The sequence below is a fragment of the Streptomyces sp. CNP082 genome (assembly GCF_059570535.1).
In genome coordinates this window covers 1-1,310 of the sequence record NZ_JCANSZ010000096.1, presented here as the reverse complement: position 1 = coordinate 1,310, position 1,310 = coordinate 1, and the positions used below count along the sequence as shown (strand labels likewise).

Below are 1,310 nucleotides of genomic sequence, written 5' to 3'. Positions count from 1 at the left end.
CCGTACGNGCCTGGCAGCCGGNCGGCGAGAGGGCGGTCGGCGGCTCCGTCGCCCCCGGCCTGCCGCTGGCCCACGCGCTGGAGGCGAGCGCTGCCGTCCGCGACTCCCCGGCCGGCCCCGAGCTGACGGTCACGCTGTCGTGGGCCGGCGGGCTGCTGGACGACGCGGACGCCGAACGGCTGGGCGCGGCCTGGCTGGAGCTGCTGGCCGGCCTCGCCGCGCACACCGAGGACCCGGCCGCAGGCGGCCACACCCCCTCTGACTTCCCGCTCCTCGCCCTCACCCAGGACGTCGTCGAGGAGCTGGAAGCGGCCGTGCCCGCACCCGCGGACATCTGGCCGCTCTCGCCCCTCCAGGAAGGCATGCTCTTCCACGCCACATACGACGACGACAGCCCGGACGTCTACAAGAGCCAGCGTGTCCTGGCACTCGACGGCCCCCTGGACACCCGGCGCCTGCGTGCCGCCTGGGAGACCGTCGTGGCCCGCCACACCGCGCTGCGCGCGAGCTTCCACCGGCTGGCGTCGGGCGAGGCGGTGCAGGTCGTCGAGCGCGACGTGCCGCTGCCCTGGCGGGAGGAGGACCTGTCGGGTGCCGAGGCGGGCGCGCCGGGCGCGGTGGAACGGCTGGCGGCGCAGGAGCTGGAACAGCCGATGGACCTGGGGCGGCCCCCGCTGCTGCGGTTCCTGCTGATCCGCCTCGGCGACCGCGCGCACCGGCTGGTCATCACCAGCCACCACATCCTGGCCGACGGCTGGTCCATGCCGGTCGTCTTCAACGAGGTCTCCGAGGCGTACGCGGCCGGGCGCACCGACTCCGGCCCCAAGCCGGCGGCCTCGTACGGCGACTATCTGGCCTGGCTGGGGCGGCAGGACAAGGCCGCGGCGCGGGAGGCGTGGCGGGCGGAGCTGGCCGACGTAGACGAGCCGACGCTCGTTGCGCCCGCGGCGGGCGGCCGGGAGCCGGTCGTGCCGGAGGAGTGCCTCGTCGGGCTCTCGGCGGAGGCGACGGGTTTGTTGGGTGTGTGGGCGCGTGGGTGGGGGTTGACGGTCAACACGGTGGTGCAGGGGGCGTGGGCGTTGGTGTTGGCGCGGTTGGCGGGTCGTTCGGATGTGGTGTTCGGTGCGACGGTGGCGGGTCGTCCGGCGGAGTTGCCGGGTGTGGAGGCCATGGTGGGGTTGTTTATCAATACGTTGCCGGTGCGGGTGAGGCTGGAGGGTGGGCAGCGTGTGGTGGAGATGCTGGCGGAGTTGCAGCGGCGGCAGTCCGCGCTGATGGCACACCAGCACCTCGGCCTCCAGGAGATACAG

At 74.2% G+C, this 1,310-nt stretch carries 1 protein-coding gene (running past one end of the window); it reads left to right on the top strand.

The window, feature by feature from the left end; translation table 11 throughout:
- The coding region annotated (locus B124_RS35620; protein WP_496507170.1) for an amino acid adenylation domain-containing protein crosses the window boundary (this coding region is incomplete at its 3' end): on the top strand, positions 1-1,310 show 1,310 of its 5,637 nt. Its footprint begins 4,327 nt before the window's first position.